The sequence below is a fragment of the Psychrobacter sp. 4Bb genome (assembly GCF_002836735.1).
Lineage (GTDB): Bacteria > Pseudomonadota > Gammaproteobacteria > Pseudomonadales > Moraxellaceae > Psychrobacter.
This window is the reverse complement of the sequence record NZ_PJAS01000076.1, coordinates 1-22,800: the sequence shown is the minus strand read 5'-3', so window position 1 is coordinate 22,800 and position 22,800 is coordinate 1. Positions and strand designations below refer to the sequence as shown.

Below are 22,800 nucleotides of genomic sequence, written 5' to 3'. Positions count from 1 at the left end.
TACTATATAAATTATATCGAGCCAGTTAGATATCAAAATTTGGCTACGTGTTAGGACTATGCATCAGGATTTAATAGTAGCACTTCATCGGCAGCTCGCTTAATATCATCAATCGTCAGCTGAGGTTTGCCGCTCAAGGCTTGACGCCATTTACGCGCGCCCATTAGACCTTGGAAGAGGCCTAAATAATGCCGTGTCATCGTTGGCAACGCTTCGCCTTTTGCGAGTTGTTCTTCGAGATAGGGATAAAGCTGCGCTAAAATCTCTGAGCGCTTAGGTATTGTCTCAGGAGTTTCCTCATTCCATAAGCTATTGGCCTCTGCTAATAGATACGGGTTGTGATAAAACGCCCGACCAATCATCACGCCATCGATATGCTGTAGGTGCGTTCGGATGTCCTCAATTGTATCGATGCCGCCATTGATTTCGATATCTAGCTCAGGAAAGTCCTGCTTTAGACGGTACACATCATCGTAACGCAGTGGTGGTATCTCGCGGTTTTGCTTAGGGCTGAGCCCCTGCAACCATGCCGTACGTGCATGTACGATAAAGCGGGTACAACCTGCCGCTGCCACTGTCTGCACAAAGTCCACCATAAACTCATAGCTATCAAAGTCATCGATGCCAATACGATGTTTGACCGTCACAGGTATATCGACTGCAGCTTGCATATTCTTGACCAAATCAGCGACGGTCTGAGGTTCTGCCATCAGACAGGCACCTATCTTATTGTGCTGTACGCGATCTGAGGGGCAGCCAACATTGATATTGACCTCGTCATAGCCATATTGCTGAGCAAACTCTGCGCATTGCGTCATCTCATCGATGTCTGCACCGCCGAGTTGCAATACAAGAGGGTGCTCGAGCGTATCAAAACGCAAATGCCGTGCTCGATTGCCATGTATCAATGCGCCAGTACTGATCATTTCGGTATATAGATAGGTATGTGGATTAAATAGTCGTGCAAAATAACGATAATCTGTCGTAGTCCAGTCGATCATTGGCGCAACTGAGAGGCGTTTGTTGGTCATATCAACCATGGTCATCAAGCCTTAATATTTGTGTCTTAAATAAATGGATAAGGTGCAATGGATGAGACATACCATTGCACCTTATTTGCAAGAGTTTCCAGAGCTTCAAGCGTCATGCGAAACAGTGATTGACCAATTACTTATAAAATAACATGGTCAATTTTTTTAAATTCAGGCAAATTATAAAAATACAGCCCCATGATAATACCGATAAAGCCAATAAAGGCAATGTATAGTGCTGGTGAAAAGCTTACTAAAGTTGTGGCATAACCAAGACCAAAAGGTATCAGTACACCAACGATACCGTAGGTCACATTATAACAAAAAGAGATACCTGTGAGACGCACGTTGGTTGGAAACAATTGCACCAAGATAGCAGGAACCATACCGACAATACCAGCACAGAATCCCAAAAGCGCGTACATAATTAAAATGTAATCGCCACCTGCTTGTAGATGATAAAAGAAGGCTAGTATTTGAGCAATGAGGAGTATCGAACCAATTACTAGAACCTTACCAAAATTCTCATGATTAGAAATTATCCCATAGAATATACAGCCAAAAATCATAAATACGATGCCCAAGCTATGGGAGAATCCAAACAAATCGCTGTCTAACGTAAAGTTTATCTCTATCAAGTCTGGCAATAGTAGAACAACCACAGAGGTAATGCTAGAAATCACTAACGTCAGCACCATGCCGACAAACACAGAGTGTTTGCAGTGTTTAAAGAGTATGGTAAGCGGCTTGCCTGAGTTTTTGCCGGTATTTAATTTTGTAAGTGCCAGAAAAAAGGGTGTTTCTCCGATGAATCGCCAAAATAAGAGTGGTAAGAAACTAAGAGCCGCCGCTACTAAAAATGGTAAACGCCAACCATAATCAGTTAGCTCAGTCGTCGTCATAAAGCTAGATAACCACATAAAAAAGGCATTTGAAAACAGCACACCTACAAAGAAGCTAGCAGTCGCATAGCTACAGGCAACTGACAGATATTGTCTGGGCACATGCTCTGCTACAAATACCCAAGATAGCGGTACATAAAGACCAAACGCCATACCCTGTATGATTCTTAACAATATAAATAAGGCAGGCGCAGCAGCCCCCCATTGTGCATAAGTGGGTAAAAATGCCATTGCTAGGAGACTACATGCGGTAACTATTATACTTAGCAATAAAACTGGCTTTCTACCTTTTATATCACCATAACGACCGATGAGAACACCTCCGATTGGACGTGCTAAATAACCGATAACAAAAAGCCCCATTCCTTGCAGTTTAGCAACTCTAGGGTCAGCATTAGCAGGAAAAATCGCCGCCGAAACAATATCTGAGATATACAAGTAAATCAAAAAATCAAAAAAGATTACAGCGCTGATAAAGCTTACGAATATGACTGTATTTTTGTCTTTTTTAGACATCAGGGCGTATTGAGAACGAGTCGGCATAATAGATCACGCATCCACAGGGTAAAGTGGCCATTAAGACGATCATCGTTTAGATAATCGGCCATGATAAAAACCGGCAAATCAAAGTATATAAACAATGATTCGCCGAAACAGTAATTTTGTGTGTTGTACTAGGAACTTTGATTACAGGATCTGGCCTTTAACAGAAGCGAGACTGCACATCCTGTACTTTTAAGGACTATTTAGAAAAGAGTTTACATATTACAGCAGCCAGTCGATGGGTAGCCAAGACATGATAGTAAGCCAAATATGATCACCAATATCGACCCGTGGCTCTGACTCGTAGACGACTTTTTTGCCATCTTCCATCGTGTGCCACTCTAGACTACCATTGTCTAGCAGCTTGACCTCATACGCTTGATTTAATAGATCGTCGCTCAAAGCACCATGCAACTGCCTTGCTAGTTCATCATCATTAATAATCACGCCCATTTCGGTATTGATATTGGCAGAGCGTGGGTCAACGTTGTAGGAACCGATAAAGACTTGATAATCATCTACTGCAAACGTTTTTGCGTGCAAGCTGGTCGAAGATTGACTACGTGCTCGCCACAGTTTATTGTCACGTTTTTCTTCAGCAGCGGTCGATTTAAGCTCATATATTTTGACGCCTGACCGCAGCAGGCTAGGGCGCCATTGACTATAACCAGAATGAACAGCGGTCACGTCGGTTGCATCAAATGAGTTGGTTAATATTTTGATATCAACGCCAGATTCGGCGAGCTTCACCAAAGTATCAACCCCATCTTTGGTCGGTACAAAATAAGAAGAAATAATCGTCAATTTCTTAGTTGGGCTACCAAGCAAGTTACGCAGTTGATGCACTAAGTTGGTCTCAGATGAGACGCTTTTGGACAGCTTGCCAACATCGTCACTCAAAAACTGCATGTCTGTCCAACGAAACGGCACGCGTTTGTTGATCAGATCAGTGTCTATCGTCGAGTCTTTGATGGCGGCTTTATAAACCGTCAAGCTACTGCCTTCGTTATTTTCCTCATCTATACCCAGCTTGTCTAATGCCTTCAAAAAATCAGGCGTGACGTCATCGTCGAACTTGGCTAAAGTTTCGATGTCAAACGACAGCGGCGATGACCAGTAACTGGCAAAGCTATTATCAATGTCTGCGACGACTTTACCAATCAGTAAAACATCCAAATCCGCAAACTGGCTGCTTTGATCATTACTAAGGTATTCGTTGCCGATATTACGCCCGCCGATGATAGTAATTTGCTTATCAAAGGTCATGCTCTTATTGTGCATGCGGCGATTGATACGCGGCAAACCAGTCACATAGTTCAATGTTGGAAACTTACGGTGCATTAATGGGTTGATGATACGCACCGCGATATTAGGGTGGCTCGCAAAACGTAATAGGTGCTGATCAAACTTTGCACTGTTATTAAAATCATCCAACAACAAACGCACGATCACACCGCGCTCAGCCGCTTCCCACAAGTCTTTTAATAGCAGTTGGCCAGCCTGATCATTATGCCAAATATAATACTGCGCATCGATATTGCGCGTGGCCATACCTGTTAACATATTACGGGCGGCAAACGCATTTGCCCCAGTGACGATCGGATGATAGCCTGACAAATCAGGATGAATTTCATTCTGCGCACTAACAGCGGCCACTAGATCAGTATTGTTGGTTGTAGTCGCTGTATTTTGCTCAATCTTTGGGCTGTCTTCTTGTTGGTATAAAGCATTGACTCGCGCTGATAGCGCTTGGCTCTCAGGTAGATGTGGCTGTTTGGGTAGGCTCTGGCAAGCGCTCAGACCTAAAGTCAGCCCAAGTGTCAGACTCAACGATAAGCTGCTTGGTTCTATACTGAACATCGACATAACGAATTTACCTTGATGAGCCTAAATATACTGATAAATAAAATGCATGGATAAGTAATTTGCTGAAATTGTTCATCTATTTTTAAGGATGATAGCATTGATTGGACGGTCTATAAAAATATCACCAACGCCAAAATTCAAATCGTCGCTAAGCTTAGCAGCTGTTAGCATATCTGCCTATTATAAATACGTTATTTTTGTTAGGTTTGACGATGGATGTGGTCTGTTTTTAAGGCAGTTCAACCTGTCTGATACTCCTTATCCTGAATCGTTTGAGTCTGCAGTAGGCACAAATAATATGGAGAGGTATCTGAAAGCAGATGTTTGAAATAAGTCAGCATGTTATGATGGTACTGGTGTATCCACTCGATAATCAAAAAAATAAGCAGTCCTTTTATATCAACCAAAACACAGCAACGGAACGTCTATGAGTCAGTCGCAAACAAAAGATGAGAGTCACAAACAAACGCATTTAAACGATGGATTAGATCCAAACTGGCGCAATGATGCCTTAGATTTAGGGCTTGATTATGGTATGCAAACCATCGCCGTGCGCGCAGGTCAGCATCGTACCGATGAGGGCGAGCATTCAGAACCGATCTTTACCACCAGCTCGTATGTCTACCAATCAGCCGCTGATGCCGCGGCACATTTTGACGGTACAAAGACAGGAAACGTTTACTCTCGTCATACCAACCCAAGCGTCCGTACTTTTGAGCGTCGTCTCGCCGCGCTAGAAAACGGTGAACGTGCGGTTGCAACGGCCTCTGGTATGGGTGCAATCCTAACCATGTGCTTGGCATACCTAAAAGCGGGCGACCATCTGCTCGCTGCCAATCAGTTATTTGGCTCATCTATCGGTCTGTTTAACAACTATATGGCCAAGTTTGGTGTTGAAGTCAGCTACGTGGATTGCTTCGACAATGAGGCATGGGCCAATGCCGTTCAACCAAATACCAAAGTCATCTATTGCGAAAGCCCAAGTAATCCATTAGCGCAGATTTGCGATATCGGTTATCTGAGTCAGCTATGTAAAGCCAATGACATATTACTCGTCGTTGACAACTGCTTTGCAACGCCAGCATTGCAGCGTCCGTTAGACTTGGGTGCTGATGTGGTTATTCACTCTGCGACCAAATATTTGGATGGTCAGGGTCGCGTATTAGGCGGTGCGTTGGTCGGTAGTGATAAACTGATGCAAGAAGCGTTTACCGTAGTGCGCTCGGGCGGTATCAGCATGAGTCCGTTCAATGCTTGGGTATTTACCAAGGGGCTTGAGACGCTCAAATTGCGTATGCAAGCGCATTGCCAAAATGCCAATCAAGTCGCAGAATTTTTAGTCAATCATCCTAATGTCAGTACCGTACATTTTTCAGGATTGAGTGACCATCCTGCGCACGAACTTGCCACACGTCAGCATCATATGAAAGATGGCTACGGTGCTATCATGGGCTTCGAAGTCAAGGCATCTGATAGCCGTGATACCAAAGAAGCGGCGTGGCATGTGATTGATTCAACCCAAATGGTCTCTATCACCAATAACTTGGGCGATGCTAAAACCACGATTACTCATCCTGCAACCACGACGCATTTCCGTCTAACTGCTGAGGCTCGTGCCGAAGCTGGCGTTAAAGACGGTCTGATTCGTCTATCGGTAGGTCTAGAAGATGTGGAAGATATTATCAAAGACTTGGCACGTGGTTTAGACAGTTTGTAAAGATAACGGTATAATCTGCACTAACGCATTGCATTAACTTTACGTTATTAATTATTAATTACTATACGCATTAGCATAAAATACAAACCATAAATAACAAAAGAGGCAACTATGAACATTCAAGCATTGATGCAACAAGCACAAACGATGCAAAAGAAAGTAGAAGCAAACGTTGAAAATGCTAAGAAAGAGCTTGCGAACAAAGAAGTGCAAGCAGAAGCGGGCAGTGGTCTGGTTAAAGTCACCATGACTGGTCGCCATGTGGTCAAGCGTTTGACCATCGATCCAAGTCTGCTAGAAGATGAGCCAGATATGATCGAAGATCTTATCGCTGCTGCTATCAATGATGCGGTGCGTCAAGCGGATGAGCTATACGAAGAAACCATGGCTGGCGCGACCTCAGGTATGGGTCTACCACCAGGTATGCAAGGTATGTTCTAAGCATTAAATACTTTAGACTGAACACAAAAATGGGGTTGTTATCGACACGATACGACCCCATTTTTATAGCTACGATTTATAAATTTAGTTAAATAAAATCAACTAAAGGAAGCTACTTTGCTTACAGCCAAATTTGATCAGCTGGTCAAACAGCTGCGTATATTGCCAGGCGTCGGTCAAAAAAGTGCCCAACGAATGGCGCTACATTTGCTTAGTAAAAAACGTCCGCAGGGCATGGCGCTTGCCCAAGCACTAGATGAAGCCATGCGCGATATTGTGGAATGTCAGCGTTGTCATAGCTTTAGTGATGAAGCGGTGTGTCCTCTATGCCAAGACCCTAGACGTGATGACAGTCTATTATGTGTGGTCGAGACAGCAGCAGATGTGATGGCAATCGAGCAAACCGCTGGCTATCGCGGTCGCTATTTTGTGCTTGGCGGACACTTATCCCCAATTGATGGAATCAGTGCAGATGACTTAAATATTGATCAGCTGGTATGGCGAGTCAAACAAGAGCCTGTTGAAGAGATTATACTGGCGACAGGTACGACGGTTGAAGGTCAGACCACCGCACATTTTATTAGCGAGGCCGTCAGTCGTCATGTCAATAAAGTCACACGTTTGGCACAAGGGGTACCGATGGGCGGCGAGCTTGAGTATCTGGATAGTATGACGCTTGGTCAAGCCATGCAAAATCGTTCTTTTTTATAATGTTTTGATTGCTTCAAAGTCTTACCCAATTCATTTCTTGGAATTGCTATAATTACTTTATTATTGTTTATCTTTTAATTTTATTAAGGCGCGGTTTAGCGTTTTATTTTCTCCTATTAATGCAGGTATCTGCCCGTGTCCAATAACGTTTCAAACGCCTCAGCTCAATCAAATGCTTCTGATATCAATGATGGCTCATTACAAGAACCCGCTAATATTGAGCCAATGTCAGCAGCCACTTCATCTGAGTCAGTGTCTAATACTCCAGATGCTGAGGTGCTAGATATTGATGCACTGTTGGATATTGCCGATGACGTTGCTATTACTTGGGTACGTAAGCAAGGCGATTTAGATGAGGTTATCGATGCCTTAGCGACTTGCGGACGCGTAGCCTTAGATACTGAGTTTATCAAGCGTGACACTTATTATCCGCGCTTGGCACTCGTGCAGCTGAATACTGGCGATCATGTTTATTTGCTGGATGCACCCCAGTTACAACTGGCTGAACTGTGGGAAGCGCTACGCAAAGTAGATGTGGCTATCTGGCATGCTTGCGGCGAAGATTTGGGCATTTTTTATCTGTTGTCTGGCTGCCCACCGTTGACCAATATCTTCGATACGCAAATTGCGTTGTCTTATCTAACGGGCCAATTGCAAATGGGCTATCAGCAAGCACTGGCTGATCAGCTAGATATGCATATCGATAAAGAACATAGTCAGTCTGATTGGCTCCAGCGTCCGTTGACAGATGAGCAAGAGCAATATGCCATCGATGATGTACGTTATTTGCCAGCGCTGTATCTCAGTATCGAGTATGCGCTTAAGGCTCAAGGCTTATACGATTATGTTTGGGCTGACTGTCAGCTTTATGCCAGTGATTTGTATGACACGCAGCACGTCGAAGATGAAGCGATGTATCTCACGATGGCAGATTACCGCTATAACTCGCAGCAAATGGCGATACTCAAAGGAGTGGCTACGTGGAGAGAAGAGCTGGCACGTGCGACCAATCAACCGCGTACCTTTGTGATAAAGAAACAAGCAGTACGTGAAATTGTCACTGAAAAGCCAAACAGCATGCGCGAGCTGGCACACAAAACAACCATGCACCGTAGTATGCTGCGACTATATGGCGAAGAGCTGCTGAAAGTAATCAGAGATGCCAAGAGTCTACCGCCTACAGAGCATCCAGATTGTCTAGTGCCGCCATATCGCTCAAAAAATAAAGTATTATCGAAAGCAGTTCAGCAAGCGATTGATGAGCATGCGCGCGAAATCGGTATACCTGCCAGTGTATTGATGCGTAAAAAATGGCTAGGGCAATTGTATGAAGTGGTTGCTCTTGATAAAGACGTGAGCGAACTGCCGCAAGGGCTAAAAGGTTGGCGTAACGACTGGGTTGTTAAAACCTTAATTCCAGTCATCAAAAAGCATAAAACCGAACTGCAGCAGGGCATGGGTATTCGTGTTCAATAAAACAGCGTTTAATAAGACTGAAAACTGACACTCAAGTATTCATACAGCTCTTAGCGTTTAAATAGTCCATGCTCTAAAAAGTATCGAGTCTGCTCGGCGACCTCTGGGTTCACTAGCATGCCAGTATGTGAGACTGGCATGACAATATGATCAGCTGCTGCCTCTATTTTCGTCTCCTCTATATATACTGTCCCGTCATGTGCAAGTTGCTCGTTAAGGGGTGGCTTATCAGATTTGCGCAGTTTGCGATTATGATATTGCAAAAACAGCTGACCTAGACCATGAGGGCGGTTGCCAGCGATAACGCCTAACGTCACATTTTTGGGCAATGGCGCGACTGTACCGTCGAGTGCGTCGACATACGAGCGACCTACGACAACAGGAGTCAGTCGCCAGATATAATCTGCACAAACACTGCCTATATGCGGTGTTCCTAAAGTCACACAACGTCCAATTTTCCATTTTGGATACTGAGCGACAAAATCACGAATGATTAAGCCACCTAAACTGTGCCCGACCAAATCTATAGGATGATCTGGGTGATGGTTTGTTTCTAGCCAGCTATTTAGGCGAGCGCTATTGGTTTTGATACCATCACGCATACTACGGTAGCCATACTGATGGGTATCAAATCCTGCTGCTTGCAGGCGCTTGGCTAATGGTCGCATGATCCATGGGGTTTGGTGTAGCCCATGTATTAAAATGACGCGAGTTTTTTGTTTAGGCGCTTTGTGTTGCATAGCAGTGTCCAATGGTTGCTTCAGAAATTTAAGGTAAATAGCTTATTATTGATATAAGCTTTTATTGCATTGAGTTCTTATCGTTTATTTTATTTATAATATTACCTGCTAATATAATAGATAAAAAGTCAGCAAAATAAAAACCTCCAAGTCAGCTGCTGACTTGGAGGTTTTTTACTACAGAGAATAACTATCGAAAGTGATAATTACATATAGTTTTCGATACTTGGGCAAGAGCACATTAAGTTCTTATCACCATACGCATCATCGACACGCGCGACACTTGGCCAGAACTTGTTTGCACGAATGTACGGCAGTGGGAATGCAGCAGTCTCACGGCTGTAAGGATGCGTCCACTCTTCGCCAGTAATCATAGCTGCGGTATGCGGTGCATTGACTAATGGGTTGTCTTCTAGCGTCCAGTTATCTTCACCAGCTTTGGCTTTCATGGCTTCAGCTTTGATAGATTTTAGCGCACTGATAAAGCGATCCAACTCTTCTTTTGACTCAGACTCTGTTGGCTCAATCATCAGCGTGCCAGCGACTGGGAAGCTCATCGTTGGCGAATGGAAACCATAATCCATCAAGCGCTTAGCGATATCGCTTTCCGTGATGCCAGTGTCTTCTTTTAACGGACGAATATCGATGATACATTCGTGAGCTACGCGGCCGTTTTTGCCTGCATACAAGACAGGGTAGTGACCTTTTAATTCAGCTGCCACATAGTTGGCGTTCAGTAATGCCAACTCCGTTGCTTTTAATAAGCCATCACGGCCCATCATAGCAATATACATCCATGAGATAGGTAAGATGCTCGCTGAACCGTAAGGTGCTGCTGATACTGCTGAGCAGTCTTTTTGTGCATTGTGTACAGGGCTCAAGGTATGGTTGGCCATAAACGTTGCCAAATGCGCCTTCATACCGATAGGACCCATGCCTGGACCGCCGCCGCCATGCGGGATACAGAAGGTTTTGTGCAGGTTCATATGCAATACATCAGCACCAACATCTGCAGGCTGCATCATGCCTACCTGAGCATTCATGTTCGCGCCATCCATATAGACCTGACCGCCATGTTTGTGAGTCAAATCACAGATATGACGGATGCCTTCTTCGAACACACCATGCGTCGACGGATAGGTGATCATTAAAGCACCTAGGCGATCGCTATATTCTTCACATTTAGCCGTTAGATCATCGATATCAACGTTGCCGTTTTCATCAGTTTTGACCACGACCACTTGCATACCCATCATCATGGCAGTAGCAGGGTTGGTACCGTGCGCCGACATAGGAATCAGGCAAACATCGCGATTGGTTTCGCCCAATGATTCATGATAACGGCGAATCGCTAACAGACCAGCATATTCACCAGAGGCACCAGAGTTTGGCTGCATAGAGACATCATCAAAACCAGTAATGGCTTTTAATTGATCTTGCAAGCTATCGATCATCGCGATATAGCCAGTAACTTGATCACGTGGTGCAAAAGGATGCACGTTGGCAAACTCAGGCCAAGTAATCGGTAGCATCTCACTGGTGGCGTTTAGCTTCATGGTACAGCTACCCAGTGAAATCATGCTGCGGTTCATCGCTAGATCTTTGTCTTCAAGCGACTTTAGGTAGCGTAGCATTTCGTGCTCGGTATGATGTGAGTTGAATACTGGATGAGTCAAAATGTCATCCGTACGCAAGTGTGCGCTATCTAGAGAGACGCGAGCTGTTTCAGGTAGATCGTGTGACTTGTTGACGAATAGCTGAGTCAACGTGTTGAAATCTTGCTGATCGCTGGTTTCACTAAAGGCAACGCTTAATTTGGTGTCGCTTAGACGCCATAAGTTATAGCCAACGTTGTCTGCATTTTTAAAGATTTGAGTAGCAAGCTTCTCTGAACCACAATCAACGACGACTGTATCGAAGAATTGATCATGTACCACGCTCAAGCTGCTGTCATTAGATTCTGTGATAGCATCAGCAAACGCAGTGGCAAACGCATGAATACGAGTGGCAATACGCTTCACGCCGCCTGGACCATGGTATACCGCGTACATACCAGCGAGGTTAGCTAGTAATACTTGTGAGGTGCAGATGTTTGAGTTGGCTTTTTCGCGGCGGATATGCTGCTCACGCGTTTGTAGAGCCATACGTAATGCAGTATTGCCTTGTGCATCTTTTGATACGCCAATGATACGACCAGGTGCTGAACGCTTGGCTTTATCAGAAAACGCAAAATAAGCGGCATGCGGACCACCAAAGCCCATTGGTATACCAAAGCGCTGCGTACTACCTAGCGCTACGTCAGCACCCATATCGGCTGGTGATTTCAATAACACCAAGCTCATGATGTCACTGACAACACTGACGTAAGTTTTGTTTTCTTTTACGGCCGCGATGACGTCTGTTAAGTCTTTAACGTCACCTTCAGCACCGACATACTGGAATAGCGCACCAAAATAATCGCCTGATTTAGCCGTTTCAAAATCACCAACGACCACCTCCCAACCAAAGTATTTAGCACGAGTATTGATAACATCTAGCGTTTGCGGATAGACACGCTCGTCGACGAAATACTGCGTTGATTTGCTTTTGCTCACACGCTTTGACATCGCCATCGCTTCTGCCGCTGCTGTTGCTTCATCAAGCAATGACGCACCAGCCAGCTCAAGACCTGTTAGATCAATACATACTTGTTGGAAGTTCAGCAATGCTTCTAGACGACCTTGAGCGATTTCAGCTTGATAAGGGGTATAGGCGGTGTACCAGCCTGGATTTTCAAGGACGTTGCGCTGAATGACGGCAGGCATACGAACCGGAGAGTAGCCTTGACCGATATAGCTTTTGTTAACAGTGATGTCATCTGCCATCGTGCGTAGTTTGGCAAGTGCCGCATGCTCACTCATCGCCACTGGCAAATCCAGCTCTTTGTGCAGACGTACTGGCTCAGGCACAGTGTCATTGATAAAGCTTTGCATATCTTTATAACCAACAGCGCTGAGTAGGTCAGCTTGCTTGGTTTCGTTCGAACCTAAGTGGCGATAGACAAATTCAGCTTCGTTGAACAATCCTTGAAAGGTATCAAACGATGGGTTTTGAGAGGTAGTCATGACAATCCTTGGTTAAGGGAGTAATAAACAAAATAGCAATTAAGGGAATAATGTGAGCGGTACGTTATACGTAATGCACAAACTGTTTTTGATCAAAGCGGAACTGGGTGTTGTAAACGCCACTGTCAGCGCGCTCGCCTGCGCCAAGCATCATAACGATATGATGGTCGTCGCTAAGATTGAGCAACGCTTTCATGGCAGGCTCATCAAAGCCGCCCATAGGACAGCTATCAAAACCATGAGCGCGTAATGCTAGCATCAGGTTTTCGGCGGCAAGCGCGGTGTTATTGGTTGCCCAGTTTTTGGTGTCTTCAAAGGTATAATAAGGCGATTTGATTGGGCCTTTTACGCGTCTGACCACTTGCGTTGCGCCCCATTTTGCAGCCGAAACCACGTTGGCTGGGCCGCGCAAAAAGTCCATTGTGACGACTTTGTTGTAGTAGTCTTTCACTTTCTTTGGCACTGGCTGATCAGGATATTCGCGCAATACTTGCTTAGCGTGATCGTGCCAAACATCAGTACGAGCAACGATGGCAATCAAACGGGCTGATGTTTTTGCGGCGTTTTGATTCATACAGTTTTTGACGGCGCGTTTGCGATTGTCAGCATCATCGATAACATAAAATTCCCACGGCTGTAGGTTGCTAGAGTTTGGTGCTAGCATGGCCAAACGCAGACAGTCTGCCAATACGTCGTCAGGGATAGGTGTGTCAGTAAAACGGCGCACGGAACGGCGTGACTCTACGATATCGCGAAACGCTTGTAGCTGCGGCGTATGGTTTGGTGTGGCAATGGGGTCTTTATTATCGGTGTTGGCATTCATATTAGGATCCATGCTGAGAATTGGGTTATCAGTTTGCGTCGTTATTGATAGCACGTATTCATTGGGATTCGAATAGGTGATCAATACGAGTCAATGAGATAACGCTTGAGAGCAATAACATCGGACGATAATGATTGTTGGAGATCTATATATAAAGCTGCTTTCAAATAATAAGCATGGTCAATGAGCCAATACTTTTCATTAGAAAGATATTTAAATCGTTTAAATAGAGAGTATAGATACCAACTGCTGCCAGTATCTATGATGTTTAGTCGGGGCTAGTGCTTTGTATAAGCTAACATCTTACAAATGCTAATATCTTGTGAGAGCATGCTTAGCTTACGTGCTTAGCTTATAAGTCGCTTTCGTACTCGTCAGCAGTCATTAGTGCTTCGTAATCAGCGATATTGTCAGGCTTCATTCTGAAGAACCAACCTTCGCCGTATGGGTCAGAGTTGATGATTTCAGGATCATCTTCTAGTGCTTCATTGATAGCGATCACTTCACCTGAAATAGGCGCATAAACGTCAGAAGCCGCTTTTACTGATTCAACAACTGAGATTTCGTCATCAACAGCGATGATATCGCCCACATCTGGTAGCTCAACGAATACCACATCACCCAATAGATCTTGAGCATGGTCAGTGATACCAACAGTGATCGTACCGTCGTCTTCTAGGCGTAGCCACTCGTGACTAGCAATATATTTTAGCTCTGCTGGGATGTTGCTCATGGTCTCTCTCCTAAGTGATAGAGGTTAATTAACAAAAATAATGGAGGCTAGGCGTGTTGCCATTTTTATAATTGCGCGCAAAATGACAACGCGCTCTAATGATAGAATTTATAAGACCTAAGAGTCAAACTGTTGCTTGCCGTTACGGACAAAAGGTAGCTTTAGTACGCGTACATCGACGAATTTACCTTTGCCGCGTAGATCGACTTGTACGCTGTCATCTTCTGATAAGCTGGTAGGTACACGAGCAATCGCGATTGAATTTTTTAGGCTAGGGGAGAATGTACCGCTGGTGATAATGCCAGTTTGCTCGTTATCAGTGCCTTGATTGATAGTCACTGTCATGCCTTCACGCAATACGCCGCGCGTGGTCAATAGCAAGCCCACTTGCTTCATAGCGGTGTTGTCTTCTTTTGACTGCTTACGTTTGCTGACCAATGCTTCACGACCGACAAAGGCGCGGTCGTCTTTGAGCGCTAGCGTCCAGCCCATGTTGCACTCGTAAGGGCTGATGGTCTCGTCCATGTCATGGCCATAAAGGTTCATGCCTGCTTCCATACGCAAGGTATCACGTGCGCCAAGACCGGCAGGTTTGATGCCATTTGCTTTTAGCTGCTCAAAGAAAGCAGGGGCATCATCGGCATGCATAATGACTTCGACGCCATCTTCACCAGTATAGCCGGTACGAGCTACAAACCAATCGGTGCCTTCGATATCGGTCAAGTCAGCACCAACGAAAGGTTTTAGTGCTGCTAAGGTATCTGCCCAGTTTGGTTTGGCTTGAGCCAGTTTTGCAATAGCATTTGGACCTTGCACGGCAAGCATCGCAAGCTCAGGACGCTCGGTAATCGTAATATCAAAGCCTTCGGCGACTTTATTAAACTGTGCTAAGTCCTTGTCACGAGTGGCCGCGTTAGAGACGATACGGTACTCAGTTTCTTCTGCATTCATCAGGTAGACGATCAAATCATCGATGACGCCGCCTTGCTCATTGAGCATGCCAGAGTATAGCGCTTTACCAGTGGTGGTGAGTTTGTTGACATCGTTTGCGAGCAGCTTTTGTAGCCATGCTTTGGTATCAGCACCTTTGATATCAGTCACAACCATATGTGAGACATCAAACATACCTGCATCTGTGCGTACCGCTTCGTGCTCTTCGATTTGTGAACCGTAATGAATTGGCAATTCCCAACCAGAAAAATCGACCAGTTTGCCCTCACTATCAATATGAGATTGGTAAAGAGGCGTGCGCTTAGGAGCTGAAGAGTTGGCGTTTTGAGTGTCGGTCATAACAAATCCTTATGTGTACATCAGTCGTACTCGATAGAGTAATGAGCGATGTGCAGTATCATAGTAGCGAGAAGCAACATTGCAGGGTGCAAGTATTGCAACCAAGGGTAGCACAGAAAAAAAAGATAAAGCAGTAAGCCAAACCAACACTGAACGTCGGTTTAAGCAAAAGCCCTATCTGTCCTGTGACCTGAGATTTTCAACACGAACCATCATTTTTGGGCAGTTGTATGAGCCCTATCGTCGATGATAGCGTATTTTCTCCCCTTCGGTGGGTAAGACGTCGTCCGTGCTTACCACTCTCCAGATTTGTTATGCCTTATGTTTGATAAAAAAGTAGTGCGCTATGAGCGTCATATTACTAAACACTATCAAACAACAGTGACATGCGTTTTTCAGTCCTTTTACCTGAGCGATTGGCAGGGTGGATGCGCCTTCGGTGGTTATCCAGCAATTGCGATAGTTGTATAACCAATAGGGTTCAATACAAAAACGATGCTGATAAACTCTCTCCTGAAAAACGCTTTTATTATGAAAGGTTCAAAGCGCTTTTACAAGTCATCAAAGCCATTAAAATAAATAAATTTGGCAAAAATAATGTTTTGATAGGGAAGTCTGTCAAATAGGTTATGTTTTACAATGATATTTTTATCGCTCATATCAGCGTTTTGTCTGTGTGTTTTGACAAAAATTACCATAGCAAAACGCAAAGCGACTACTGGTATTTGCCTGAAATATGCTAACCTACGCCCATAGTTTCTGATAGGTGGTTTTTATGCATTGCGATATTTATAAATTTCCAAAACATGACGACATGTATATCTACATTGCGCGTCCTGATTATCCTGACGATACTGATGAGATCAAAGACTGGCTTGGCGTATTACCAAAAGATTTCCGTGCAGGTTTAGGCCGTAGTAAGTTCGTCATGCATCTGGATTTGGCGACTAAAGATAAGCTCGCTCGTGTTGATAAAGAAGAAGTACTGGCAAAACTGCAGTCTCAAGGTTACTTTGTGCAGTTGCCGCCGCAAGACGTGATGCGCCGTCAAGCAGAGCTGCGTGCTCGTGAATCGCAGGACAGCATCTATAATTAATAGATTTGTCAGCAAGTAAGTGTGGTAGGACATATCTGGACGCTACCTTGAAAATAGCATCGATAAAAACCTACAACACACTTGCTCACATGCATTTGAGTAGAGAGTCGTGATAAACTGACACCCTACGCAATGCATATATAAGCCTACATAATGCATAAGTTCATTATGTAGTTGGCCTCATTCTGGTTCTACAGAACGCACATATACCGCTAGACACAGATTGTGTCACCGGCGATAAACGCAGGTAAATAAACACGCATGGACTGGTTAAAAAATATCTTACATAGCTTACCGCTAGAGTCTATCAGTGACATTCTCGGTGAGATTGCCATTTGGTGGGGCCAAATGGTAAAGGATGTCCCGCCCGCTGATTTGCCGATGTATGCTTATCTGGGCGGTGCTGTTTTGGTACTAGTGCTATGGATACTCGTTGCTCGTGTACTGCCAAAACCATTGGGCGGTATGAGCTGGATGGTTCTGTTTGCGGTATTACTAGCACCAGGTACAGCGCTTGGTGATCCGAGCGAGCTTGCACCAGCCAGTATTAGCGTCGTCTATGCTGTGATGATGAAAGATTACGCAGGCGCGGTTGCCAATATGTTGCCGATATTGGTGATACTGGTCGCAGGGTTGTTCGTTGGTTTTGTATGGCAGCTGATACGCAGCGCATTTGCATCAAGTTTGGACAAAGCCCGTAGTCGCAGCGCAGAAGATACACAGGCCACATTGCAAATGACCACAGGCAGCTATTTGCCAGAAGGCGCTACCGTAACCGACCAGCCTGACACTAATGTAAGCTTAAAAAAAGACAGTACATTGGCTAAAAAAACGGATAGCGATACGTCTGATAAGTGATAAAAATAGGCTAGGCATTAAGATAGTACTATTGTTTTAGAATTTATTTGATACCCGAAAAAGAGACACCGCTGCGTGTCTTTTTTTGTGCTCGACTGTTTATTAGGCATATAAATAATTGCTCACTATACATTGCACATAACAATTGTTAATAAATGCGAACGCATGAGTATTTTGGCAATGCATCAGGCTGTGCTAATCTAATTTATTCTTTACTAACTTATTCTTTATTAGTCATTCATGTTTTAGACCTATCTATTTATAACAACTCATCTATAACAACAATCGAGATCTGATTATGACCACAGCTGACAATACTAAGAAAAACTTTACTGGTACCAGTAGTTATATTGCTACCGATGATTTGCAACTGGCCGTAAATGCCGCCATGACTTTACAAAAGCCATTGCTGATCAAAGGTGAGCCTGGCACAGGTAAGACATTGCTTGCCGAAGAAGTTGCTGAAAGTTTGGGCATGCCACTGATTACTTGGCACGTCAAATCGACGACTAAGGCTGAGCAAGGACTGTATGAGTATGATGCGGTATCACGCCTGCGGGATTCGCAATTAGGTGATGATAAGGTCTATGACATTGCCAACTATATTAAACCGGGTAAGCTGTGGGACGCTTTTACCAGTACAGAGCGTAGCGTACTACTGATTGATGAGATTGATAAAGCCGATATCGAGTTCCCAAATGATTTGCTACATGAGCTTGATAAGATGTCTTTTTATGTTTATGAGACGGGCGAGACTATAACAGCGGCGCAGCGTCCAGTGGTTATTATTACTTCAAACAATGAAAAAGAGCTACCAGATGCGTTTTTACGTCGTTGCTTCTTCCATTATATTGACTTCCCAGAAGAAGAAACCATGCGCCAAATCATCGAAGTGCATTTTCCAGATATTCAAGAAAAACTGGTTAATGATGCATTGGATATCTTTTATAAGCTGCGTGGTATTCAGGGGCTTAAAAAGCCGCCATCAACGTCTGAATTGGTCGATTGGTTAACCTTGTTACTTGCTGATGATATGGCTCAGAATGAGCTAGAAGAAAATCTGCGCGGCGAAAAGTCTATCCCACCATTATATGGCGCATTGCTCAAAAACGAAGCAGACGTGAGTTTATTACAGCGTTTTGCCAATATGATGCGTCGATAATGTTTGCCGCTTGCGTTGGCTTTAACCTTTTATATCCAATATCGAATGTCTGATGTAAAAGTCAACGTAAGCGCTCAACCTGTGACTGTACCAATTAATGATATCAGCAATATCACCAGATAATAATATCAGCCAATAAGTGATACGACTCTTATGTTTATCAAACTATTCTATACCTTGCGTACTTACGGCGTGCCAGTCAGTACGCGCGAGCTGCTCGATCTCAATGCCGCGTTAGATAAAGGGCTGATGATGCAGTCGCATCCTGAAGATCCAGCACTGACTACTTTTGCTAGCCGCGAAGATATGTATCGGCTGATTCGACTGTGCATGGTCAAAGACGAGCGCCATTTTGATAAGTTCGATCGAGCCATGGCGGATTATTTTGAAGGTGTCGATAGTCTCGATATGGATGAGCTATTAGCCAAGCTAACGGACGTGCCCAAAGAATGGCTGGATCTAAAGCTCGACCCAAAGAATCTGACTGAAGAACAAAGACGCCTACTAAAAAAGTACGGTTCACTTGAAGAGCTGATGAAGGCGTTAGAGGAACGGTTAAAAGAGCAAAAAGAGCGTCATCAAGGTGGTAGTAAATGGGTAGGAACGGGCGGCACTTCGCCATTTGGTGCCTATGGTGACCATCCAGAAGGAGTGCGTGTCGGTGGTGAGTCTCGCAAACGTAGCGCAGCAAAAGTCTGGGAGCAGCGTAAATATCGTAACCTCGATGACGATAATCAGCTCGGTACTCGCCAAATTCAAATGGCGCTACGCAATCTGCGTCAGTTTGCACGGACCGGCAGTGCTGACGAGCTAGATATTCATGAGACGATTAAGCGTACGGCAAAAAAGGGGGTGCTCGATATACATATGCAAGCGGAGCGCCGTAACCGCGTCAAAGTGCTAATGTTGTTTGATGTGGGTGGCAGTATGGATATCCATGTCGAAGCGCTCGAAAAACTATTTTCTGCGGCAAAAAATGAATTTAAAACCTTAGAGTTCTTTTATTTTCATAACTGCTTGTATGACTATGTGTGGAAGGACAACAATCGTCGCCATAGTGCACCGATGCCAACATTTGAGCTGCTCAATAAATATGGCCGTGAGTATCGTGTTATCTTCGTCGGTGATGCATCGATGTCGCCTTATGAGCTGATGACAGTCGGTGGTAGCGTAGAGTATATGAATAATGAAGCGGGCATCGTATGGCTGAAGCGTGTACTTGAGCATTTTGACAAAGTCACTTGGCTCAATCCTGAAAACCCCAGCTACTGGCAATATACGCAGACCATCGTTGAAATTAAAAATCTGTTCGAAAATAAGATGTATCCGATGACGCTACATGGTGTTGAAGAAATGACTCAATATATGGCACGGTAATTTTGATATTCAACCTGATTGATAAAGCCTGTTAACACAGCTTGGATCTTTATAAAAACAGCCGTTATGACAACATAGCGGCTATTTTTTTGTTGATGCAAATGAACTCTGTATTGATTGTATATTGGTATGCCTAGTAAAGTGTGATAACATTCATTTTAAATGAATGTTATCAATATTCTGAATTGATTTGCTAAAAATTTTGATGACACTGTAAAAAGGTCCGCTCATTATTGCCAGTTTAGACGGATTATTTTTAACATCTCAATTTATCAATGCAGTTAATGACTAAGAGAAACAACATGGCCTCACCAAAAACGTTAGAAATCGTCACCGCAACTGTTCCTGTACTCGAAGAGCATGGCGTTGCGATTACCACTGTGTTTTATAAAAATATGTTTAATGAGCATCCTGAGCTGTTAGATATTTTTAATGAGACCAATCAAAAATTGGGACGTCAACAGACTGCACTGGCGATGACCGTGCTAGCAGCTGCCAAGCATTTGGATAAGTTGGCCACATTATTGCCACAAGTGACCCAAATTAGCCATAAACATAGAGCCTTACAGATTTTGCCTGAGCATTATCCTATCGTTGGCAAACATCTAATTGGGGCGATAAAAGAAGTGCTAGGAGAGGCAGCCACTGACGACATCATTACCGCTTGGACAGAAGCTTATGATGAGATCGCCTCCGTGTTTATCCAGATTGAACATGGCATGTATGAAGAAGCAATGTGGCAGGGGTTTGCGCCTTTTAAAGTGACCGAAAAGGTAGCGGCTGCTACGGATATCGCAGCCTTTACAGTAGTGCCAGTGAACGACAATGAAGATAGTAATCAAGATATTGACCTGAGCAAATTGACCTTAACCGCTGGTCAATACATCACGGTGAAAACAGACCCAAAAGACAGCGACCATATAGCCTTACGTCATTATTCTTTATACTCTGCCAGTACTGATGCAGGCATTCAGTTTGCTGTTCGACGTGATAATCGTAATGAGCATCATGGGTTGGTTTCTAACTATATGCATGATCAACTAGAAGTGGGTGACACGGTTTTACTGTCAGCACCAGCTGGTGACTTCGCGCTCAATCAAGATTTGGTACAACAGAACGAGATTCCGTTGGTATTGATGAGTGCTGGGGTTGGAGTGACACCTGTGCTATCTATGTTAGAGGCGCAAGTACTGGCCAATCCGAAACGACCTATTATCTGGGTTTATGCATGTCAAAATATCGCTCATCATGCTTTTTCTGATAAGGTAGAGGCACTCCTCGCAAAGGCTGAGAACGTAGAAAAGCATATATTTTACTTTGAGTCTGGGCAGATGTTAGATGAGACATGGCTTGCTACCTTGCCTAAGCCTGCCGATATCTATGTGTGCGGCTCGATGCCGTTTATGGAGAGCATGATTGATGGGTTAGTAGCATTAGATCATGGTGTCGATAGCGTCCACTACGAACCGTTTGGCCCTAAGATGAGCTTGGGTGGTTAAGTTTTTAACATATAGTCGGTGAACTACTAAACCGCTACGGCGTTATCCTCCTTAGATGTACTATTTGTACAATCTGCAGTCGGCTGCCTTGTACCCATTTTTGAGTTCTTTGACTACAATATTCAAAATAAACGTTTATAAAAAAGCACTTAGCGTGAAATTATCATGCTAAGTGCTTTTTTAATCTTAGTTGAAAATAAAGAGTATCAGGGTACATTACTCTTTATTTTCAACCAATCCAATCATCACGCCCATCTCTTTTTTATCCTGCTTATCGATACTAGGCGCATACAACGCTGAGGCAATACCACCGTCTAAAAACAGCGCGTTTGAACAACCCAACTCATCCTTAAATAGCTCTGCAAACTGATAAAAGGACACAGGCTCATCGCTATTAACGAGCTGTATGCTGCCATCACGGCAAACGCCAACACCATTACGCAGTTTTATTGAGCTGCTATTGGGGTTGAACTGTGGGTGTATCTCGTCATTGATGACCAGCATAGGACCCGATTGCGTCGCATACCAAGGCTGCACATCACCATTGTTTAGCTGCTCATTTAACGCATTACTTTCGGTGATTTGCACGTTTGCCAGCTCTGTCCCACCACATAACCCCATTAGGTAATAGATGAAAATTACCGCAACCTTCTTTTGTATTTAGCGATTTGAGTTCTTTGCCTTCGATGACGGTATAGCCAATCGGCGCATAGTGTGCATTATACATGCCTGCATTCATTGCAAAGTTGAGGGTCTCATTGTTTGGTAATGTGGCCAATAACGTATCAAAGGTTAGCAAAGGCTTATTGTTATCAGAGGATTGCCAAAACAGTTGTAATGAATACCGCTCGCTCGCTAACGCAGTAGCATCGACACGGCAAACACTATAAGTAAAAGGTGTGTCTTCAGTCTGGCACGACCAACTATCGGTATCGCTACTAGCCGCATTGGTATTTGTCTGCTGGCAGGCGCTCAGGCCTAGCGCGAGCACTATCGTTGATAGGGATATGGTAAAAATAGAACTTGGCATCAATCACGCGTCTTTTCATATACAAATTATTTAAGTTTGGCTGCTATCTACTGCTTAATTACACTTTCATTACTAGTTTTTAAGTACAACAATTCAGGCGCTGATTCAGTCGCTAGTAGGTGGGAAGTCGCGTATTGTATTATTCACATTACCAATTAATCGCCCACCATCGGTAAGGTTGGTTAAATACTCAGAATTATACCCAGCGCTTTGTTCTGTTGGCGCACCTGTTTCTTTGCCCTTATCACGCGAGTCCTTGTTATAAGCAATGAGCGCATCATTGTTGGCTAAGAAACTATCAGGATTGGCCATCACCCACATTTGATTGAAAATATCCGCACGCGCGCTATTATCAAGTAATGCGCCCTTATCCGTAAAGTAGAAAAACTTAGATAGCAGCT

19 protein-coding genes, 1 pseudogene and 2 riboswitches are annotated in these 22,800 nt (G+C 44.1%); of the genes and pseudogenes, 9 read left to right on the top strand and 11 right to left on the bottom strand.

Annotated features, from left to right (window positions below; all coding sequences use genetic code 11):
* Nucleotides 1–56 precede the first annotated feature (56 nt).
* The 3 genes from dusA to CXF60_RS13370 all read right to left on the bottom strand — a co-directional run bounded on the left by dusA (nt 57) and on the right by CXF60_RS13370 (nt 4,342).
* Nucleotides 57–1,040 carry a tRNA dihydrouridine(20/20a) synthase DusA gene (gene dusA / locus CXF60_RS13380; RefSeq protein WP_102092326.1) on the bottom strand — a complete coding sequence of 328 codons (984 nt, stop codon included), beginning with the start codon at nt 1,038–1,040 and terminating at the stop codon, nt 57–59.
* A 131-nt stretch (nt 1,041–1,171) separates the two neighbouring features.
* Nucleotides 1,172–2,476, bottom strand: a complete 1,305-nt coding sequence (locus CXF60_RS13375; RefSeq protein WP_102092325.1) for an MFS transporter — start codon at nt 2,474–2,476, stop codon at nt 1,172–1,174.
* A 222-nt stretch (nt 2,477–2,698) separates the two neighbouring features.
* Complete coding sequence (locus CXF60_RS13370) at nt 2,699–4,342, bottom strand: phospholipase D family protein (protein WP_102092324.1); 1,644 nt, start codon at nt 4,340–4,342, stop codon at nt 2,699–2,701.
* Between the two features lie 427 nt (nt 4,343–4,769).
* Here CXF60_RS13370 and CXF60_RS13365 point away from each other — a divergent pair, with 427 nt between their 5' ends.
* The 4 genes from CXF60_RS13365 to CXF60_RS13350 all read left to right on the top strand — a co-directional run bounded on the left by CXF60_RS13365 (nt 4,770) and on the right by CXF60_RS13350 (nt 8,687).
* Nucleotides 4,770–6,059 carry an O-succinylhomoserine sulfhydrylase gene (locus tag CXF60_RS13365; RefSeq protein WP_102092323.1) on the top strand — a complete coding sequence of 430 codons (1,290 nt, stop codon included), beginning with the start codon at nt 4,770–4,772 and terminating at the stop codon, nt 6,057–6,059.
* Between the two features lie 111 nt (nt 6,060–6,170).
* Nucleotides 6,171–6,500, top strand: coding sequence for a YbaB/EbfC family nucleoid-associated protein (locus CXF60_RS13360; protein WP_025651278.1), 330 nt, complete (start codon nt 6,171–6,173; stop codon nt 6,498–6,500).
* Between the two features lie 117 nt (nt 6,501–6,617).
* A complete protein-coding gene (gene recR / locus CXF60_RS13355) occupies nt 6,618–7,211 on the top strand; it encodes a recombination mediator RecR (protein ID WP_102092322.1) in 594 nt (197 codons plus the stop codon).
* Nucleotides 7,212–7,346: 135 nt separating this feature from the next.
* Entirely contained in the window at nt 7,347–8,687 is a 1,341-nt protein-coding gene (locus tag CXF60_RS13350) for a ribonuclease D (protein WP_228707145.1), read from the top strand.
* A gap of 50 nt (nt 8,688–8,737) precedes the next feature.
* Here the strand turns inward: CXF60_RS13350 and CXF60_RS13345 are convergent, their stop codons facing one another.
* The 5 genes from CXF60_RS13345 to gcvT all read right to left on the bottom strand — a co-directional run bounded on the left by CXF60_RS13345 (nt 8,738) and on the right by gcvT (nt 15,377).
* Nucleotides 8,738–9,427 carry an esterase/lipase family protein gene (locus CXF60_RS13345; protein WP_102092321.1) on the bottom strand — a complete coding sequence of 230 codons (690 nt, stop codon included), beginning with the start codon at nt 9,425–9,427 and terminating at the stop codon, nt 8,738–8,740.
* Nucleotides 9,428–9,633: 206 nt separating this feature from the next.
* Nucleotides 9,634–12,531, bottom strand: coding sequence for an aminomethyl-transferring glycine dehydrogenase (gene gcvP / locus CXF60_RS13340; protein ID WP_102092320.1), 2,898 nt, complete (start codon nt 12,529–12,531; stop codon nt 9,634–9,636).
* A gap of 64 nt (nt 12,532–12,595) precedes the next feature.
* Nucleotides 12,596–13,354: a nitroreductase family protein gene (locus CXF60_RS13335; RefSeq protein WP_102092319.1), complete on the bottom strand. Its 759-nt coding sequence runs from the start codon at nt 13,352–13,354 to the stop codon at nt 12,596–12,598.
* Between the two features lie 352 nt (nt 13,355–13,706).
* Nucleotides 13,707–14,087: a glycine cleavage system protein GcvH gene (gcvH, locus tag CXF60_RS13330; RefSeq protein ID WP_057760766.1), complete on the bottom strand. Its 381-nt coding sequence runs from the start codon at nt 14,085–14,087 to the stop codon at nt 13,707–13,709.
* Nucleotides 14,088–14,204: 117 nt separating this feature from the next.
* Nucleotides 14,205–15,377, bottom strand: coding sequence for a glycine cleavage system aminomethyltransferase GcvT (gcvT, locus tag CXF60_RS13325; protein ID WP_102092318.1), 1,173 nt, complete (start codon nt 15,375–15,377; stop codon nt 14,205–14,207).
* Between the two features lie 168 nt (nt 15,378–15,545).
* Nucleotides 15,546–15,694: riboswitch (glycine riboswitch) on the bottom strand.
* A gap of 69 nt (nt 15,695–15,763) precedes the next feature.
* A riboswitch (glycine riboswitch) is annotated at nt 15,764–15,903 on the bottom strand.
* 249 nt (nt 15,904–16,152) lie between these two features.
* Here gcvT and CXF60_RS13320 point away from each other — a divergent pair.
* The 5 genes from CXF60_RS13320 (at nt 16,153) to CXF60_RS13300 (ending at nt 21,369) form a co-directional block, all read left to right on the top strand.
* Nucleotides 16,153–16,473, top strand: a complete 321-nt coding sequence (locus tag CXF60_RS13320; RefSeq protein ID WP_102092317.1) for a YcgL domain-containing protein — start codon at nt 16,153–16,155, stop codon at nt 16,471–16,473.
* Between the two features lie 261 nt (nt 16,474–16,734).
* Complete coding sequence (locus CXF60_RS13315; protein ID WP_102092316.1) at nt 16,735–17,331, top strand: hypothetical protein; 597 nt, start codon at nt 16,735–16,737, stop codon at nt 17,329–17,331.
* Between the two features lie 298 nt (nt 17,332–17,629).
* A complete protein-coding gene (locus CXF60_RS13310) occupies nt 17,630–18,493 on the top strand; it encodes an AAA family ATPase (RefSeq protein ID WP_102092315.1) in 864 nt (287 codons plus the stop codon).
* A gap of 153 nt (nt 18,494–18,646) precedes the next feature.
* Nucleotides 18,647–19,870: a vWA domain-containing protein gene (locus CXF60_RS13305; RefSeq protein ID WP_102092314.1), complete on the top strand. Its 1,224-nt coding sequence runs from the start codon at nt 18,647–18,649 to the stop codon at nt 19,868–19,870.
* A gap of 302 nt (nt 19,871–20,172) precedes the next feature.
* A complete protein-coding gene (locus CXF60_RS13300; RefSeq protein WP_102092313.1) occupies nt 20,173–21,369 on the top strand; it encodes a globin domain-containing protein in 1,197 nt (398 codons plus the stop codon).
* 216 nt (nt 21,370–21,585) lie between these two features.
* Here the strand turns inward: CXF60_RS13300 and CXF60_RS14630 are convergent, their stop codons facing one another.
* The 3 genes and pseudogenes from CXF60_RS14630 to CXF60_RS13290 form a co-directional block, all read right to left on the bottom strand.
* On the bottom strand, nt 21,586–21,957 hold the full coding sequence (locus CXF60_RS14630; RefSeq protein WP_267284423.1) for a phosphodiester glycosidase family protein: 372 nt from the start codon (nt 21,955–21,957) through the stop codon (nt 21,586–21,588).
* The gene (locus tag CXF60_RS14625; protein WP_228707143.1) at nt 21,938–22,399 is read right to left on the bottom strand and encodes a hypothetical protein; all 462 of its coding nucleotides are present in this window, start codon (nt 22,397–22,399) and stop codon (nt 21,938–21,940) included. The genes CXF60_RS14630 and CXF60_RS14625 overlap by 20 nt, the downstream gene beginning before the upstream one ends.
* 105 nt (nt 22,400–22,504) lie before the next feature.
* Nucleotides 22,505–22,800 (bottom strand): annotated as a pseudogene (locus CXF60_RS13290) (FMN-binding glutamate synthase family protein); the annotation flags it as partial.

Coding starts and splice junctions, on each gene's coding strand:
- gcvT (WP_102092318.1), bottom strand. CDS start 15,377: ATGACCGACACTCAAAACGCCAACTCTTCAGCTCCTAAGCGCACGCCT.
- CXF60_RS14625 (WP_228707143.1), bottom strand. CDS start 22,399: ATGCCAAGTTCTATTTTTACCATATCCCTATCAACGATAGTGCTCGCG.
- CXF60_RS13360 (WP_025651278.1), top strand. CDS start 6,171: ATGAACATTCAAGCATTGATGCAACAAGCACAAACGATGCAAAAGAAA.
- CXF60_RS13335 (WP_102092319.1), bottom strand. CDS start 13,354: ATGAATGCCAACACCGATAATAAAGACCCCATTGCCACACCAAACCAT.
- CXF60_RS13345 (WP_102092321.1), bottom strand. CDS start 9,427: ATGCAACACAAAGCGCCTAAACAAAAAACTCGCGTCATTTTAATACAT.
- CXF60_RS13310 (WP_102092315.1), top strand. CDS start 17,630: ATGACCACAGCTGACAATACTAAGAAAAACTTTACTGGTACCAGTAGT.
- CXF60_RS13365 (WP_102092323.1), top strand. CDS start 4,770: ATGAGTCAGTCGCAAACAAAAGATGAGAGTCACAAACAAACGCATTTA.
- gcvH (WP_057760766.1), bottom strand. CDS start 14,087: ATGAGCAACATCCCAGCAGAGCTAAAATATATTGCTAGTCACGAGTGG.
- CXF60_RS13315 (WP_102092316.1), top strand. CDS start 16,735: ATGGACTGGTTAAAAAATATCTTACATAGCTTACCGCTAGAGTCTATC.
- CXF60_RS13320 (WP_102092317.1), top strand. CDS start 16,153: ATGCATTGCGATATTTATAAATTTCCAAAACATGACGACATGTATATC.
- CXF60_RS13300 (WP_102092313.1), top strand. CDS start 20,173: ATGGCCTCACCAAAAACGTTAGAAATCGTCACCGCAACTGTTCCTGTA.
- CXF60_RS13375 (WP_102092325.1), bottom strand. CDS start 2,476: ATGCCGACTCGTTCTCAATACGCCCTGATGTCTAAAAAAGACAAAAAT.
- dusA (WP_102092326.1), bottom strand. CDS start 1,040: ATGGTTGATATGACCAACAAACGCCTCTCAGTTGCGCCAATGATCGAC.
- gcvP (WP_102092320.1), bottom strand. CDS start 12,531: ATGACTACCTCTCAAAACCCATCGTTTGATACCTTTCAAGGATTGTTC.
- CXF60_RS13305 (WP_102092314.1), top strand. CDS start 18,647: ATGTTTATCAAACTATTCTATACCTTGCGTACTTACGGCGTGCCAGTC.
- CXF60_RS13370 (WP_102092324.1), bottom strand. CDS start 4,342: ATGTCGATGTTCAGTATAGAACCAAGCAGCTTATCGTTGAGTCTGACA.